15 protein-coding genes, 1 tRNA gene and 1 pseudogene are annotated in these 15814 nt (G+C 52.5%); 4 read left to right on the top strand and 13 right to left on the bottom strand.

Going from position 1 to position 15814, the window contains the following annotated elements:
• Nucleotides 1-57: 57 nt before the first annotated feature.
• From INP78_RS03385 to recA, 5 genes are all read right to left on the bottom strand, one after another.
• Nucleotides 58-151 (bottom strand) — tRNA-Ser (locus tag INP78_RS03385).
• Between the two features lie 157 nt (nt 152-308).
• A complete protein-coding gene (locus INP78_RS03380) occupies nt 309-1538 on the bottom strand; it encodes an aspartate kinase (protein ID WP_194740766.1) in 1230 nt (409 codons plus the stop codon).
• 99 nt (nt 1539-1637) lie between these two features.
• Nucleotides 1638-4289 carry an alanine--tRNA ligase gene (gene alaS / locus INP78_RS03375; RefSeq protein ID WP_194740765.1) on the bottom strand — a complete coding sequence of 884 codons (2652 nt, stop codon included), beginning with the start codon at nt 4287-4289 and terminating at the stop codon, nt 1638-1640.
• Entirely contained in the window at nt 4264-4737 is a 474-nt protein-coding gene (recX, locus tag INP78_RS03370) for a recombination regulator RecX (RefSeq protein ID WP_194740764.1), read from the bottom strand. Before recX ends, alaS begins: the two co-directional genes overlap by 26 nt.
• Nucleotides 4738-4742: 5 nt before the next feature.
• Nucleotides 4743-5771: a recombinase RecA gene (gene recA / locus INP78_RS03365; protein WP_194740763.1), complete on the bottom strand. Its 1029-nt coding sequence runs from the start codon at nt 5769-5771 to the stop codon at nt 4743-4745.
• Between the two features lie 272 nt (nt 5772-6043).
• Between recA and INP78_RS03360 the strand changes: the two genes are divergently transcribed.
• Nucleotides 6044-6400, top strand: a complete 357-nt coding sequence (locus INP78_RS03360; RefSeq protein ID WP_194740762.1) for a hypothetical protein — start codon at nt 6044-6046, stop codon at nt 6398-6400.
• A 25-nt stretch (nt 6401-6425) separates the two neighbouring features.
• On the opposite strand, the gene INP78_RS03355 is transcribed toward INP78_RS03360, so the two are convergent.
• The 5 genes from INP78_RS03355 to mog are packed head-to-tail and all read right to left on the bottom strand — an operon-like array spanning nt 6426 to nt 9348.
• Nucleotides 6426-6938, bottom strand: coding sequence for a CinA family protein (locus tag INP78_RS03355; protein WP_228522622.1), 513 nt, complete (start codon nt 6936-6938; stop codon nt 6426-6428).
• Nucleotides 6935-7465, bottom strand: coding sequence for a phosphatidylglycerophosphatase A (locus tag INP78_RS03350; RefSeq protein ID WP_194740761.1), 531 nt, complete (start codon nt 7463-7465; stop codon nt 6935-6937). Before INP78_RS03350 ends, INP78_RS03355 begins: the two co-directional genes overlap by 4 nt.
• Nucleotides 7419-8366, bottom strand: a complete 948-nt coding sequence (gene thiL / locus INP78_RS03345; protein WP_194740760.1) for a thiamine-phosphate kinase — start codon at nt 8364-8366, stop codon at nt 7419-7421. Before thiL ends, INP78_RS03350 begins: the two co-directional genes overlap by 47 nt.
• The gene (locus INP78_RS03340; protein ID WP_194740759.1) at nt 8359-8715 is read right to left on the bottom strand and encodes a VanZ family protein; all 357 of its coding nucleotides are present in this window, start codon (nt 8713-8715) and stop codon (nt 8359-8361) included. The genes thiL and INP78_RS03340 overlap by 8 nt, the downstream gene beginning before the upstream one ends.
• Nucleotides 8716-8748: 33 nt before the next feature.
• Nucleotides 8749-9348: a molybdopterin adenylyltransferase gene (gene mog, locus INP78_RS03335; protein ID WP_194740758.1), complete on the bottom strand. Its 600-nt coding sequence runs from the start codon at nt 9346-9348 to the stop codon at nt 8749-8751.
• Nucleotides 9349-9466: 118 nt separating this feature from the next.
• Between mog and INP78_RS03330 the strand changes: the two genes are divergently transcribed.
• Nucleotides 9467-10237 carry a PDZ domain-containing protein gene (locus tag INP78_RS03330; RefSeq protein ID WP_228522621.1) on the top strand — a complete coding sequence of 257 codons (771 nt, stop codon included), beginning with the start codon at nt 9467-9469 and terminating at the stop codon, nt 10235-10237.
• A gap of 86 nt (nt 10238-10323) precedes the next feature.
• Complete coding sequence (locus tag INP78_RS03325; RefSeq protein ID WP_194740757.1) at nt 10324-12294, top strand: site-specific recombinase; 1971 nt, start codon at nt 10324-10326, stop codon at nt 12292-12294.
• Between the two features lie 78 nt (nt 12295-12372).
• On the opposite strand, the gene INP78_RS03320 is transcribed toward INP78_RS03325, so the two are convergent.
• Nucleotides 12373-12621, bottom strand: coding sequence for a sulfurtransferase TusA family protein (locus tag INP78_RS03320; protein WP_194740756.1), 249 nt, complete (start codon nt 12619-12621; stop codon nt 12373-12375).
• A 71-nt stretch (nt 12622-12692) separates the two neighbouring features.
• Nucleotides 12693-13238 (bottom strand): ribosome biogenesis factor YjgA, encoded by a 546-nt coding sequence (gene yjgA, locus INP78_RS03315; RefSeq protein WP_194740755.1) that lies wholly within the window; start codon nt 13236-13238, stop codon nt 12693-12695.
• Nucleotides 13239-13311: 73 nt separating this feature from the next.
• On the opposite strand from yjgA, the gene pmbA reads away from it, so the two are divergent.
• Nucleotides 13312-14634, top strand: a complete 1323-nt coding sequence (pmbA, locus tag INP78_RS03310) for a metalloprotease PmbA (protein ID WP_194740754.1) — start codon at nt 13312-13314, stop codon at nt 14632-14634.
• Between the two features lie 429 nt (nt 14635-15063).
• On the opposite strand, the pseudogene INP78_RS03305 reads toward pmbA, so the two are convergent.
• A pseudogene (locus tag INP78_RS03305) lies at nt 15064-15789 on the bottom strand (VacJ family lipoprotein); the annotation flags it as partial.
• Nucleotides 15790-15814 lie beyond the last annotated feature (25 nt).

Raw genomic sequence — 15814 nt, 5'->3', positions numbered from 1 at the left:
AGATTCACATCCAACAACCAATCTACCAAAAACAACACCCACGCGGAGCAAGGTTTTTGGCGGTGAGCGAGGGATTCGAACCCTCGATACAGGTTTAAGCCCATATGCTTCCTTAGCAGGGAAGTGCCTTCGACCTCTCGGCCAGCTCACCTTATTAAAACAATCAAGTTCTAATAAAACCAACACAGCTTATGCTGCCCTCTTTGCAGTATTGCTACTGCATCGAAGGGCGCCATACTACGTGAAAACCCTTCAAAAATCAACGCAAAAAAGAAGAATGTTTTATTTCTTTAATTTTGCGCTTGTGATTAGGCGTTTTCGAGACCAAACGCCTTATGCAACACGCGCACAGCCAGTTCCATGTACTTCTCTTCAATCACCACGGCGATTTTAATTTCGCTGGTCGAAATCATCTGGATATTAATGCCTTCTTCGGCCAATGTACGGAACATCTGGCTGGCAATGCCCACGTGTGAACGCATACCCACACCCACCACGGACACTTTTGCGATCTTGTCGTCACCACTGATTTCACGCGCCTGGATATGACCTTGCACCTTGTCACGCAACAACGCCAGTGTTTTGTTCATTTCGTTCTTATGCACGGTGAAGGTGAAATCAGTGGTACCGTCTGCGCCAACGTTCTGGATAATCATATCGACATCGATATTGGCATCCGCCACCGGGCCCAGGATTTGATAAGCAATGCCTGGTTTATCAGGTACGCCAGTCACGGTAATTTTCGCCTCATCGCGGTTAAAAGCGATACCGGAGATAATTGGTTCTTCCATGTTTTCCTCATTTTCTTCGAATGTGATCAGTGTGCCGTCGCCTTCTTCTTCAAAGCTTGAGAGCACACGTAATTTGACTTTGTATTTACCGGCGAACTCTACAGAACGTATCTGCAGCACTTTGGAGCCTTGAGAGGCCAGTTCCAGCATCTCTTCAAAAGTGATTTTTTCCAGGCGACGCGCCTCAGGCACCACGCGCGGATCAGTGGTATACACGCCATCCACATCAGTATAAATCTGGCATTCATCGGCTTTTAACGCAGCCGCCAAGGCCACGCCTGTGGTGTCTGAACCACCGCGACCCAACGTCGTGATATTGCCATTGGCATCCACGCCCTGAAAGCCTGCCACAACACAGACATAGCCGTCATCAAGGTCTTTTTTCAGGTTGTGCTGGTCAATATCCAGAATACGCGCTTTGTTATACGCATCATCGGTTAGGATTTTAACCTGTGTACCGGTATAGCTTTTTGCCTTGATACCCAGTTCCATCAGCGCCAAGGCAGTCATGCCTATGGTCACTTGCTCACCGGTAGAGACCATGACATCCAACTCACGCGGATCAGGATCCGGCATGATTTCCTTGGCCAGTGCAATCAAACGGTTGGTTTCGCCAGACATGGCAGAGACCACAACCACCACTTGATGCCCCATGGCCTTGTAGCGCGCAACACGACGCGCCACATGACGGATACGCTCAGGATTGGCGACTGAGGTACCGCCATATTTTTGTACGATTAATGCCATTTTATTTCCTTAACAATCTTTTTTCTTATCCGCAGATAAACGCCGATGAACGCCGATTTTCATCATGCATGATCGGCATCTATCGGCGTGTATCGGCGGTTAAATAAGCTTTTGCTTTACCCAATCGGTGACGCTGGCCAATGCCTGTGGCAAATTGGCTGGCTCGGTACCACCGGCCATCGCCATATCCGGCTTGCCACCACCTTTGCCACCGACCTGGCCTGCAACGTGATTTACCAGCTCACCCGCTTTCACTTTGCCGATCAAGTCCGCGGTCACACCTGCGGCCAGGCTGACTTTACCGTCAGCCACACTGGACAAGACAATGACGGCAGATTTAAGCTTATCCTTGAGTTTATCTATGGTTTCGCGCAAGGCATTGGCATCCGCACCTTCCAGGGTCGCTGCCAACACCTTCACACCGTTGATATCCAGTGCTTGTGTCGCCAGGTCATCCCCTTGTGAGGATGCCAGTTTGGATTTTAGGCGCGCCAGTTCTTTTTCCAGGGATTTCACGTGATCCATCACCTGGGCGATTTTGGCAGGCAACTCATGCGCTGGCGCTTTCAGCTCACCAGCTACCTGATTAATCAGCGTTTGTTGCGCCTGCACCAGCTTTAATGCACCCTCGCCTGTGGTCGCTTCCACGCGACGTACGCCTGCAGCCACACCACTTTCCGCGGTGATTTTAAACAGGCCAATATCGCCAGTACGGCTAACATGAGTGCCCCCGCATAGCTCACGCGAGGTGCCGATATCGAGTACGCGCACTTCGTCACCATATTTTTCGCCAAACAGCATCATGGCGCCAGTTTGCTGTGCAGACTCAATATCCATCACACGCGCCTGCGTCGCCGCGTTGGCAAGAATTTCTGCATTCACCAATGCTTCGACCTTGGCGATTTCAGCATCTGTCATCGGTGCATTGTGCACAAAGTCAAAACGGGTTTTTTCAGTATCAACCAGGCTGCCTTTTTGTTGCACGTGCTCGCCCAACACTTCACGCAAGGCTTTGTGCATCAAGTGCGTCGCAGAGTGGTTACGCATGGTATTGGCACGCGCTTGCAGATTGACTTTGGCGGCTAATTCATCACCAACTGACAAGGTGCCGGTCTTGAGTACGCCATGATGCCCAAACACCGCGGCCTGAATTTTTTGCGTGTCTTCCACGGCAAAAATACCGTTGGCAGACTTCAGTTCACCGCTGTCGCCAATCTGGCCGCCAGACTCAGCATAGAAAGGCGTATGGTCCAGCACCACCACGCCCAGATCCCCTTCATTCAAGGCCTGGACTGCGCTACCATCTTTATACAGCGCCAGCACTTTGGCCGGAGTTTCCAGCTTATCGTAGCCATGGAATGTCGTCGCCGCGCCATCATATTCAAGATTCAGCGCCATTTTGAACTTACCTGCGGCACGCGCCTGTTCTTTCTGGCGCGCCATCGCCGCATCAAACCCGGCAGTATCCACGGTCACACCACGTTCACGGCAAATGTCGGCGGTCAAATCGAGCGGGAAGCCAAACGTATCGTGCAATTTAAACGCCAGGTCGCCATTGAAAATAGCAGGTTTGGTCGCCAGTTCAGCTTCCAGAATCTGCATACCGTTTTCAATGGTTTCAAAGAAGCGGTCTTCTTCCTGCTTGAGAATGTCAGTGATGCGTGCCTGATTGCTAACGAGCTCAGGATAAGCCTCACCCATTTCAGCTACCAGGTCAGCAACCAGCTTGTGGAAGAACGCAGCGCGACAGCCCAGTTTGTAACCATGGCGGATGGCGCGGCGGATAATCCGGCGCAGCACGTAACCGCGGCCTTCGTTACCTGGAATCACACCATCGGCAATCAGAAAGGAGCAGGCACGGATATGGTCAGCCAGCACTTTGAGTGACGGGCTATCGAGGTCAGCCGTATGGGTTTCGCGCGCAGCTGCTTTAATCAGCGCTTGGAACAAATCGATTTCGTAGTTGGCATGCACGCCTTGCAGCACGGCGGAAATACGCTCCAAGCCCATCCCGGTGTCTACCGATGGCTTAGGCAGTGGATGCATCACGCCCGCTTCATCGCGGTTAAACTGCATGAAGACGTTGTTCCAGATTTCGATAAAGCGGTCGCCATCTTCATCAGGTGAACCCGGAGGACCACCTGGGATATGCGCACCGTGATCATAGAAAATTTCAGTACAGGGGCCGCAAGGACCGGTATCGCCCATCATCCAGAAGTTGTCAGAGGCATAACGTGCGCCCTTGTTGTCGCCGATACGGACAATTTTGCCCGCAGGCACGCCGACTTCTTTGTGCCAGATGTCATACGCTTCATCATCTTCCGCGTATACCGTCACCATCAATCGCTCTTTCGGCAAGGCATAGACTTCTGTCAGCAACTCCCAGGCGAATGTAATGGCATCGCGCTTGAAATAATCGCCAAAGCTGAAGTTACCCAGCATCTCAAAAAAGGTATGGTGACGCGCAGTGTAACCGACGTTTTCGAGGTCATTGTGCTTGCCACCGGCACGCACACATTTCTGGGCTGAAGCCGCGCGCGTATAAGCGCGCTTGTCAAAGCCAAGGAACACGTCTTTAAACTGGTTCATACCCGCATTGGTGAACAGCAAGGTCGGGTCGCCGTGTGGCACCAGTGAACTGGAAGCCACTACCTGATGGCCTTTGGAAGCAAAAAAATCCAGGAATGCCTGGCGGATTTGCTTGCTGGAAGGATTGCTTCCGTAACTAACTGTCGTCTTCTGGACTGTCATCTTCTGCGTGTCTATTCAAAATTTGTTTAATCACTTCAAACGTAAAACCGCGACTTTGTAAAAAACGGGCTTGTTTCGCCCATTCTTCACGCGTCGTCGCGGCCGCTTTAAACTTTTTGCGCCAGACTTCCCTGGCGCGTGCTACTTCATTGTCCTGCAAACCGGCAACGGCTTCGGCAATCAGGCTGTCATCCACCCCTTTTTCGCGTAACTCGTGTGCTACCCGCGCCGCACCGAACTTGGCCTGGCGCGCATGCACCATTTGTTCGGTGTAGCGTGCATCACTTAACCAGCCACGGCTTTTGAAATCTGCAATCAAGGCCGGGATATCATCTTCTTCGCCAGCGTAGCCTTTAAGCTTTTGCGCCAACTCAGCGGCGGAATACTCGCGCTTGCTTAACAACTCAAGCGCACGCTGGCGTAGTGATTTCTCCAGTGTTTGCCGCAAGGGGATTAATCGTCCTCACCTCTGGCTGAGGGCATACTATCAGCCAGCACATTGGAGTTTTCGCGGATTTTGGCTTCGATCTCAGCGGCAATCGCTGGGTTTTCACGCAGGAACTCTTTGGCGTTTTCCTTACCCTGGCCAATTTTTTCGCCATTGTAGCTATACCAGGCACCGGCTTTTTCCACCAGTTTGAGGTTGGTACCCAACTCGATTACTTCACCCAGGCGAGAAATTCCTTCGCCGTACATAATGTCAAACTCAGCCTGCTTGAACGGTGGCGCCACTTTGTTTTTGATGACTTTGACTTTAGTCTCAGAACCAATCACTTCATCGCCTTTTTTAATCGCGCCAGTACGGCGGATATCCAGACGTACGGATGAGTAAAATTTAAGCGCGTTACCACCAGTGGTGGTTTCTGGGTTGCCAAACATGACACCAATTTTCATTCGGATCTGGTTAATAAAGATCACCAGCGTATTGGTGCGCTTGATGTTACCGGTCAGCTTACGCAAGGCCTGTGACATCAAACGTGCCTGCAAGCCCATGTGGCTGTCGCCCATTTCGCCTTCAATTTCGGCACGCGGTGTCAATGCAGCCACCGAGTCGACCACCACGATATCCACAGAACCTGAACGTACCAGCATATCGGCAATTTCCAGCGCCTGCTCACCCGTATCAGGCTGAGAAATCAGCAACTCAGGCACATTGACGCCCAGCTTGGCCGCATATTGTGGATCCAAGGCATGCTCGGCATCGATAAATGCAGCCACGCCACCCAGCTTTTGCATTTCTGCAATGGCAGACAAAGTCAGTGTCGTTTTACCTGAAGATTCCGGGCCATAAATTTCAACAATACGGCCACGTGGCAAACCGCCTACGCCCAGCGCAATATCAAGGCCTAACGAACCGGTAGAGACCACTTGCAGGTCTTCACCAATATCGCCATCGCCCATGCGCATAATGGAGCCTTTGCCGAACTGTTTTTCAATTTGAGAGAGTGCGGCGGCGAGCGCTTTGCTTTTGTTGTCATCCATGCTGATTGCTTTCTTTGACCAATAAAAATGCGTTGTTTACACAATCGCTATATAATTCAAACAATAACTTCTAATTATTTCATAAATCGACCATCAGTGAAATGGCGAAGCCATGAATTAGGCGAGTGAATGCCATCTGCGAATGATGGCCGGCGATTGCAAATGCGCAACGCCAGGCCAGCACTTTTGAACGCGATGGTTGTCAACCGTTATCAGGCAGGTGCGTTAAAGCTGCAGGGAGCATTAATTTGTTTTCCGTGTGAGGAGAATTTATGAAAATCGTAAAATATATTTTGACGTTTGCACTGGGCAGCCTGGCTGCATTCAGCGCGCAAGCACAGGACAACTGGTCTGTTGGCGTGGTCGTCGGCAATCCGTACCCGCCCGCTTACTACGCACCACCACCGGTCTATTATGCACCACCACCTGTGGTGGTTTACCGTCATCCGCAAAGCAACTTCTATGGTGTGCCAGCTGTGGCTTACCCGCAACCAGCACCAGGCTTTATCCAGTTTTCGTATGGGAACGGCGGCTATGGTGGCTATAACTACGGCCCGAGAAACTTTTATGGTGGCGGCTGGAACGGCGGCGGTCACGGACATGGCCACGGCCACCATCACCACCGCTAGTGGTTAATCACAGTCAGGCTCTCAATCAGCGGGAAGTTGCCAGGGCGAGCAAGCCAGCCAGCAAGTGGCTGGCGGCCTGCTCGCGAATGTGCGTTCTATCACCTCCAAAATGACGGGTTTCTACAGCCCAGGTTTGAATAACTGTAGTATCGCCCCCGCTATCGCGATATGCCCAGGCAAAACACACAGTGCCAACAGGCTTGTGTGGTGATCCACCTCCTGGACCTGCGACCCCTGTGACGGCCGCACTGAGTTGCGCCTGGCTGTGTTGCAATGCCCCTAAGGCCATCGCCTCGGCCACGGGTTCACTCACAGCGCCAAACTCGTCAATCAAAGTGCTCGGCACGCCTAACATCTCGTTTTTTGCGGCATTGCTATAGGTGACAAAACCGCGGTCAAACCAGCCTGAACTCCCAGCGATAGCCGTCACCGCTTGCGCAGCCATGCCGCCAGTGCAAGACTCCGCCAGCGCCAGTTGCCAGTGTTTGGCTTGCAGTGCATGCCCCAGGGTCGCGCTTAACTTAAGCAAGCTATTCATGACAGGTATCCCTGTGCGGTCTGTAACAGCACGATAGCCATGACTGCTGCCAGGACATCGTCCAGCATCACCCCAAAGCCGCCTTTGACGCGCTGATCTACCCAGCCAATCGGGAAAGGTTTCCAGATATCAAACAAGCGGAAGCTGGCAAATGCAGCCAGGCCCCAAGCCCATGTGAACGGCACTGTCACCAACACCGCCGCCATCGCGACGACTTCATCCCACACAATAGCGCCGTGATCACTGACGCCCAGCGCCCGCCCGGTCACCTCACAACACCAGATACCGAGCAGGAACAGCACAGCCAAACTTAACCATTGCTGTGTCAGCGGCAAACTCATCAATAGCCAATACAGCGGAAATCCAAGCAGCGAGCCTACTGTGCCCGGTGCTTTGGGCGACAAGCCTGTGCCCAGGCCAAAACTCAGGCAATGCAAAGGGTGCGAAAACAGTAATGCCCAACTGGGTTGCTGACTGTGATTAGCCAAAATGGTCAAATCCTTTCTGCGACAAGTCGATGCGCGCATCACCGTTCAACACATGCAAACCTGCCTGCGCGGTAATTTGCCCGATACGGCTCAACGGCACAGCCAACTGGCTCGAAAGGGCCTGCAACACATCCCGATGCTGAGGGGCTGCGGTAAAACATAATTCATAATCGTCACCACCTGCCAGCACCACTTGCTGCAATACAGATGCACTCAACGTAGTTTGCCGTAACACAGGTTTGGGAATGGCCGCCCAATCCAGCTCGGCGCCTACGGCTGAGGCCGCCAGAATATGATCCAAATCGGCAAGCAAACCATCAGAAATATCCAGCGCAGCCGTTGCCACGCCACGCAATGCCAGCCCTAGCGCCACGCGTGGCTGCGGGTGATGCATGGCAGAGGCCAGCGCAGGAAGCTCTTCGGCATGTATCTCCAGCTTGCCTAAACGATGCTGCAGCCATAAAGCCGCCAGCCCCAACACGCCACTGACCCAGACATCATCGCCCGCCTGCGCACCCTTGCGCTGCAGGGCCTGGCCTTGAGGCACCTCGCCCATGATATTAATCGCGATATTCAATGGCCCGCGCGTGGTATCGCCACCAATCAGGGACACGCCAAATGCATCCGCGCAGGCAAACAAGCCCTGACTAAACCCTCGCAACCAGGATTCATCCAGCGCAGGCAACGCAATCGACAATGTTGCCCATTTGGGCTCAGCGCCCATGGCCGCCATATCACTGACATTCACCGCCATTGACTTCCAGCCGATGGCAAACGGGTCAATATCGGCAAAAAAATGCGTGCCCGCAACCGACATGTCCGCAGAGACCGCCAGTTGGTAGCCCGGGCGCACCCGGATCAACGCGGCATCATCGCCCACCCCAAGATCAGCCGCCGCTGGCCGGGTAAAATATTTGGCAATCAGCTCAAACTCAGCCACGGCGCTTGTTCCACCAGCGCAGCCACATCACAGCCACACCCCAGGCCAGCAGAATACCGACAACATCAGCCAGCCAGTCATACACGCTGGGTTGCCGCGTCGTGGTCAACAGGCCTTGCAATACTTCCATGAGTGCGCCAAACACAGTCAGCCCGAACAAGATAGTTTTAGGAAAGCGCTGAAACGCCAGCAAGCCCCAGAAGGTGACACCACCAAAAGCAACAATATGCTGCAATTTGTCTTTATAAAGCGAGACCTCTTTTGCTGGCGCCATTTCCATGAGTAACAAATAGGTCAACAGCGCAAAGCAAATGATAAAAACCAGTTTGGATAAGGTGTTGTAATGCATGCAACCTCTTTAACAATAACCTGAACACTTCATTTATTTGCGGATAGCTGATTTAGGACGGAAAGATTTGACAATGGTTTCGTCAGTTTCCAGGTATGGCATAGCCTTGTGGCTGGTGGCCAGTAAATCCAGGCAATACGGAACAGCGGCAAAGATGCCGGGCACCAAAGTATTACCTTCGCTGTCCTTGAGACCTTCCAGTGTTTCCTGGATCGACTTGGGCTGACCGGGCAAATTAATAATCAGGCATTGCTTGCGCACCACAGCCACCTGGCGCGACAAAATCGCCGTTGGTACAAAACGCAGGCTGATTTGCCGCATTTGCTCGCCGAAACCTGGCATTTCGCGGTCCGCAATGGCCAACGTTGCCTCCGGCGTAACATCCCGCAACGCAGGCCCGGTGCCGCCTGTGGTCAACACCAGATGACAGCCCTCTTCGTCTACCAGTTGTTTGAGGGTGTGGGAAATAGTGGCCTCATCATCCGCAATTAAACGGGCAGAAACCGTATAAGGAGAAACGACCGCCTGGGCTAACCAGGCAGTGAGCGCCGGGATACCCTTGTCTTCATAAACGCCTTGCGAGGCACGATCACTGATCGAAACCAGGCCGATGCGCGTGAATTCTTCTTGCATAACCTATGTCTATCTGAATAGCGTCTGTGTTAATGTACCAGTACATCATAACATTACAACCTGTCATTCGATCATGGAGAATTCGATGAACCCCCTGTGCAAGCCTGGACAGTCCGTTATGCCCGCCTCCTCTTTATCAGGCCGGTGGTCTTTATATTTCAAGCATGCTGCAGTGCTGGCAGCCTTGACCTTAAGCACCGCTACCTGGGCAGAAGACAACCCTTACAGCCTCAATTACCAGGCACAAAACCAGGGCAATTTACACTCTTTGCAAGCGAACCCTGAACCACAGCTTTTCAGTGGCACGCGCCGCGATGAAGACAATATCAGGATGCTCGAAAACGGCTACGACCTGATGGGATTCAGCAGCTTTGAGGCGGGCGAGGTGGATGCGGAGCAGGCACGCAACCATGGCCGCACTATCCAGGCCGACAGCATCCTGGTGTACATGAAAAAAGCGGGCGGCGCTTCTCCTTCATCGAGAATGGAAGTGATTAAAGAAGCGGTCAAAAAAGGCCAGGCACTGACCGAAAAAGATGTCGCAGTCAAAGCAGGCAGCTATCGCTATTACGCCACTTACTGGGCAAAACTGCCACCACCGTTGCTGGGTATCCATGTCATCAAACTGGTGCCTAAACAATCGGGGCAAAACGACGAAGCACCGCCCACCAAGGCCAGCAGTGAAGGCGTGCGCGTGATTGCCGTGATTCATGGCTCTGCGGCTGAAAAAGGCGGTGTGGTGCGTGGAGATCAATTACTCAGCATCAACAACGAAAAAGTGGATGATGCGGCGCAACTTTCCAGCCTGGTCAGGAAATACAACGGAAAAATGGTCAAAGTGCAATTAGAGCGCCAGGGAGAACCGCTGGCGGCTGATATACAGCTATAGTGTTTAAATAGCCCTAAGCCGCCTGCCCACTCCTTAAGGCCAGCGGCGATCTCTTGGCTAAAATAGAATCGCAGAAAGTGTTTTTCATGTTTCAACCTACCTTTGAGCATCAGGCTGCCCGTGAAGCGGCAGGTGACCTGGACGATATTCAATTTTTGCGGGCACTGTTCGACAATATCCGCCCCAAAGTATCGACCGATATTGAAAGCGCCAGCAAGGCATTACAGGCGCTGTGCTTCATGCTACAGCAACACCCGCAGTATGCGCTGTCATTGCGCAACAGCCTGCTCAGGCTACTGGATGAAAAGAGCGTGATTTCCCTATACTCCGAGCATGGCATCCAGTCTGACCTCGGCTTTTTCACAGAAATTTATCGCCGCCTCTCGCACAAACTGTTACCAGAAGTCCCCGATCCCAAATATTTAAAAGATGTGTTTGGACAGGTTTTTCATCAAAGCAGCGATGTGGACTGGGTCATTGGTATGCCGGATAACGTCTGGCGGGACTTTATGTACACGCTGCACATAGACCAGGGCGACCAGCAACAACAGCAAAACTGCATACAAGAACTGAAGGATGCCTTGCAGGTGCTTTCATACCGCTTATCTGCCTCAGGACTGGATCCTGAGCTGATCTTGCAACATGAGGATCTGGAATCGAACCGCTCGCCATTCATCACGCAAAACATAGAGATTCAGACCTTTTTAGCGCTGGCGACGATACGGGCCGAAGACATACAACATCTTTACAGCGTGCTCAAACGCTGTGAGCAACTCACACACGAAATCCGCAAGGCTAACGCCAACACCGGCACCAGCATCTCGCTCACGGCCCTCATGCAACGCATCTTGCAGCAAATTCAACGCATGCAGTTACTGCTGGATATCTTGCATGGCCTAATCCTCAAACATGATGTCAGTGACGCAATCACGCGCCTGCTCAAGCAACTGGTCGACGCCGAGTGCAAGAAAAACAACCTGTCTGAATACTGGCGCCAGAACACTGAATTACTGGCCCTGCGCGTGACTGAAAATGCCAGCCATACCGGCGAACACTACATCGCGCAGCATCGCAATGAGTACTTCAAACTCATGGGGTCAGCCATGGGCGCAGGCATTATTATTGCCGTGATGGCGATGATTAAGATCATGATTGCCAGCTACCACTTGCCGCCATTAACCGAGGCCATCCTGTTCAGCCTGAATTATGGCCTGGGTTTTGTCATCATCCACTTGCTGCACTTTACCGTCGCCACCAAGCAACCCGCCATGACGGCCGCCACCATTGCCGCCACGATCGACGACCATGGCCACGACAGTAAAAACATCCACAACCTGGTCAACATCGTGGCACAAACCACCAGCAGCCAGACCATTGCCATTCTGGGCAATGTCGTGGTGGTGATCCCGGTGGCCATCCTCATTGACTGGCTCATCATGCAAACAACCGGCCACCATTTCATCGGTACCGAAAAAGCGCACGCGCTGCTGGATAGCAATAACCCCTTGATCAGCCTGACTGCTCTGTATGCGGCGGTGGCAGGTGTCTGCCTGTTCCTGTCCGGCCTGATTGCGGGCTACCATGACAACCTGGCCGCTTACAACCGGATTCCCGAGCGTCTTGGGCATTTGCGCTGGTTACAAATACTGCTGGGCAAAGAGCGCTTGTGGCGGATCACCGAGTATATTCGCCACAACTTGGGCGCATTGGCCGGTAACTTTTATTTTGGCTGCCTGTTGGGCTTTGCGTCGGGGCTCGGCGTCATGTTGGGCCTGCCGCTGGATATCCGTCATGTGACGTTCGTCGCAGCGTTCTCTGGCTATGCATTCCCGGCGCTGGACTTCCAGCTTAGCCACTACATCATCGTGACGACGATTCTGGGTATTGCCCTGGTCGGCACACTCAACCTGATGACCAGTTTTGGCCTGGCGATTTATGTCGCCATGAAATCACGCAAAGTACGCTATCGCCATTGGAAAGCCTTTTGGCTGGAGTTGCTTACCGCCCTGTATAAACAGCCAGGCAAATTTATATTGCCGCCACGCAAGCCAGACTAAGCGCTACGCGACACAACACTTGCGAAAATCTTAGACAGGCATGCTGCCAAACAGCATGCCTGGGATGAAAGAGTGCGACTAGGCAGCCAGCACGGCTTCTTTTTCCATGACAAAATGAAACTCGCCATGTTGCTTGTTTAAAGACAGCAATTTGACCGGGTGATTGTTGATCAGGTTACGGATATTTTGCTCGCTACCCGCAGACGTTGTTTTCACCAGCAACACTTGGCCTGGTGACAGGCGCTCCAGTACCTCTTTGGTTTTTAACATCGGCAACGGACTATCCAGGCCGGTTAAATCAAGTTCAATATCAATCTGGTTATGCATGGTTTCCCCTCCTCGTTTAGCATGGTCAATGAATACAGCCAGCGTACCGCACCAGGCGCCACGCAATACTTCTATTCGTCCAATGACTCTTCTTCAAATGATGTGTCGTCCTGCACACTCTTGCCTTCCATCACCTCGCGTATCATTTTAAATAATTCGCGGCTGCTCTTGGGCGGTTTACCGGCGGCGTGCTCTTTTTGTGCATTGCGAATCAGCGTACGCATCTGCTGCACATGCGTTTGCGGAAACTCGGCAATAAATAATTCGATGGCTTTGACATCCTCCAGCATACGCGTACGCCAGCGCTCCATCTGATGAAAACGGGCATTTTCTTCCTGGTGCTTGCCGTCCCACTTTTGTAATTGCTCGACAATAGGTGCCAGGTCGGTGTCACGCATCAAGCGGCCAATATATTGCATCTGGCGACGAATGGCGCCATTCGCGGTAATGCGTTTGGCTTCTGCAATCGCATCCAGTAACGACTCTTCTAATTGCAGTTTTTTCAGTTTGTCCTTGGGCAGCGCCACCAGTTGACGGCCGATCTCCTGCGCAGCATCCGCTTCTGCTTTCAATCGGGTTTTACTGGGCTGGGAATCATCAAAGGTTTCAGATGTCATGGTAAAAGCAATCTCTGCCAAATCGGGTATGATAACAGTTTTAACTGCCAAGCAAAAAACAAGCGCGTACAGCATGCAATCGGATCAACTTCAACAAATCGCTCAAGACATCATTCAACTGGCACGCAAAGCAGGTGCCAGCAGTGCCGAAGCCGAGGTCAGTTTTGGCACCGGCCAGAACGTGTCCGTGAGGCAGGGCGAGACTGAAAACATCGAATATAACCGTGACAAAGGCTGTTCAGTCACGGTGTATTTTGGTCAGCGTAAAGGCTATGCCAGCACCTCGGATTTAAGCCCTCAAGCCTTGAAAGATACCGTTGAAGCCGCCTGTAATATTGCAAAATATACCGCGCAGGACCCTTTCTGCGGCTTAGCGGATGCAGCATTGATGGCCACTGACTTTCCAGATTTGTCACTGCACCATCCCTGGCATATCGACGTGGATGCGGCGCTGGCGCTGGCCAAGCGCTGTGAAGCGGCCGCCCTCGCCGTCGACCCGCGTATCAGCAATAGTGAAGGTGCCAGCATTTATAGCCAGAGCGGTGCTTTTGCTTATGCCAACAGCCATGGTTTTATTGGCGGCTACCCAAGCTCACGCCACAGCATCAGTTGCTCAGTCATCGCCGAAGCGGATGGCCTGATGCAACGTGATTACTGGTACAGCAGTGCACGTGATGCGCAGGACCTGGCAACGCCAGAGCAGGTCGGCCAGACAGCAGGCTTACGCACGGTTAAACGCCTGGGCGCACGCCCGATCAAAACCGGGCAATATCCAATCTTATTTGAAGCACCATTGGCCAGCGGATTGATAGGCACCCTGATCAGTGCCATTTCCGGTGGCAATTTATACCGGAAATCCTCTTTCCTGCTCGACAGCCTGGGGCAAACCGTGGCTAGCCCGTTGCTGCAGATCGATGAAAACCCGTTTGTACTCAAAGGCGCCGCCAGCAGTGCATTTGATAGCGAAGGCGTGGCTTGCCGTCCACGCACACTGGTTGAAAACGGAGTGTTACAAGGTTATTTACTGGGCAGCTATTCTGCCCGCAAACTGGGCATGCAATCGACTGGCAATGCCGGAGGCGCGCATAACATTGTGGTACGCTCTACAGGCCACAGCCTTGCGCAATTATTGCAGACCATGGGCACTGGCCTGCTGGTGACAGAACTACTTGGACATGGCATGAATATGGTCACCGGTGACTATTCCAGAGGGGCCGCGGGTTACTGGGTAGAAAATGGTGTGATTGTGCATCCGGTAGAAGAAATCACCATCGCCAGCAATATGAAGGATATCCTGAAAAACATCGTTGCAATCGGTAACGATATCATTCCTCACAGCTCACGGCAGACGGGATCCATATTAATTGAACGCATGACGGTTGCGTCATCAGAGTAAATAATTACGTAGCGCCTGCGAGCACCCAAATAAAAAAGGCTTTGCAATGCAAAGCCTTTTTTATTCAACGTGTGGAAATCATTATTGCGCTGGCGTTGCTGGCTCCACCACGGTCAACAAGGTTTCATCAACACCAGCCACCATCGCGCTAGCATCAACCTCAACCACTGGCACTTCTTCGCCTGTAGCCTGGTCAGCCTGTTCCAGTAAAGGTGGCAATGCCTCAACAGCCTCACCAGTAGCTTCACTCAACTCAACGGCGTCAACCGTTGCAGCAGGCTCGGCCACCATAGCAGCACCTTCCAGGGATGGCTCAGCAACCTCAAGCTGATCAACCTCAGTCTGACCAATAGGCGTAGCTGATTGCAACAGCACTGCGTCATCACCGCCTGTCGCTGGTGATAACTCAGAATGCGTTGGCGCGGGTGCATCTTCATCCGCAGGCTCAAACTCATCCTGCAACAACTCTTTAGGCACCAAGCCATCCTGAATCAGGCTGGCACGACGCTGCAAATAAGCATCACGCATGAATGCATAGGGGTCAATCGACGCGTTATCCACCAAATCGGTCGCATCCAGCAATTGCGTACGCTTATCCAGCAGTTGCACGGCACGCACCTGGTTGTGCGCACGGATCTGACCGGTATTATGCAAATAGGTAATCGGGTCAGACGTCACAGTGTCAATAAACAGGCCACTGGCATCGCGGATGGTGCTTGGGCCAATAATCGGCAACACCAGGTAAGCACCGGAACCGACGCCCCAGTAACCCAGGGTCTGACCAAAATCTTCCTGGTGTTTTGGCACATTGTCCATGCTGGCCACATCAATAAAACCGGCGATACCAAAGGTGGAGTTGATCACAAAACGCCCGGCATCGGTAAAGGCTTGGGCAAACTTCAGTTGCAGCAAGTCATTGACAATGGTGGTCAAAGTGCCGAGGTTGCTGAAGAAGTTGCTGATGCCAGTACGCACAGGGGTAGGCGCAACCGCTTTGTAGGCTTTGGCGACCGGCTTCATGGCGTAGCGGTCAGCCACATCGTTAAACTTGTAAATTCCCCGGTTGATGCCTTCCAGCGGGTCTTTATTGGTTGTGGCACAACCAGAGACACTCACTAAAACGGCAGTCAATACGATCGCTCTCAGTGTTTTCATATTTGTCATTATGTTTAGAAGCTTT

Origin of the sequence: Methylophilus sp. 14 (assembly GCF_015354345.1) — a bacterium.
GTDB lineage: Bacteria > Pseudomonadota > Gammaproteobacteria > Burkholderiales > Methylophilaceae > Methylophilus.
This window is presented reverse-complemented; position numbering and strand designations above follow the sequence as displayed.